At 42.1% G+C, this 1,074-nt stretch carries 2 protein-coding genes; both read left to right on the forward strand.

Going from position 1 to position 1,074, the window contains the following annotated elements; translation table 11 throughout:
- Positions 1 to 304 (forward strand): YjbF family lipoprotein (locus KIV40_RS33870; protein WP_285353815.1); only part of this gene is annotated, 304 nt, incomplete at its 5' end.
- An 18-nt stretch (positions 305 to 322) separates the two neighbouring features.
- A partial coding sequence (locus tag KIV40_RS33875; RefSeq protein ID WP_285353817.1) for a capsule biosynthesis GfcC family protein occupies positions 323 to 1,074 on the forward strand: 752 nt, incomplete at its 3' end.

A 1,074-nucleotide genomic window follows, 5' to 3' on the forward strand; every position in this document is an offset into this window, starting at 1 on the left:
CCTATCAACTCAACCTAAAGCGCAACAGTGGCAAGCCACTTATGATTGGCAGCCAGATTACCGATTTGGTTATAGCGCTGACATTGTTCGAACTTACATAACTCAAGAAACGGTACAAACACCGCTAGCAGCTATTCAAACAAGCAAGTTTATCGAACAAGTAAACTACTCAGCACTGGGCGAGCAGATTGAAAACGAATATTGGGTAAACAGCCAAGGCAAGGTAGTGAAAACAGTTCAGTACCTTGGCCCAGATATGACTCGTTTAGAACTAACCCTACTTAAGCCTTATCAAGCGAACTAATCGATGGTGGTAGACAGTATGAAATCATTAATGAAACTCGGTAAACTTGCTGCATTGGCTTCGCTTTGCTCTTCGTTATTCTTATCAAGCGTTATACACGCTCTTCCTATAGATCCAGAAGATCAAGAACCACAACTTAGCGTTGAGTTACCAGTGCAGGGAATTACTCTTAACTACTCAAAGCCCGTCCGTATCGAGCAGGTGCTAAATGACGCAAATGCTAATGGTGCGTTAGGTTATTTTCCATTATCAGCACAATTGTTTGACCTCAATGCACAACAACAAATTGATACTTTAAAAGCACAAGTGATTGAACAGTTGAATCAATTGGCACTTCAAGAACCGCAAGTAAAGCCAGTTATTGCACAATTGGAGTCCTTTGAATACCAAGCGCGTTACTTTGTTGATTTAGACAGAAACGCAGTGATTTCCCAATCAGAAAAAAATCCGCTCTTGCTTTCAAAAGACATAATGGTTTCGAAAGGCATTGTACTTGAAGCGGATAAGTCAAACCAAACGCAGCGCTTTAACTTATATCTTACCCAAAGGCCAACAGACCTAACTTTGGGTGGGGCCGTAAAACAAGCACATAAGCTCAAGTTGATTGAGCATGGCCAGTTAGATAACTACCTCTCTGTGTTACCAAAAGGTGAGTTGCTTGATATTGCGGATAAAAGCACAGCCTTTGTTATTCAGCCAGATGGCCACGTTGATGAAATCAGCTATGCCTACTGGAACAGCAAGCAAGCTTACTTTGCCCCGGGTGCGAT

This window comes from Vibrio sp. D173a, from assembly GCF_030248475.1.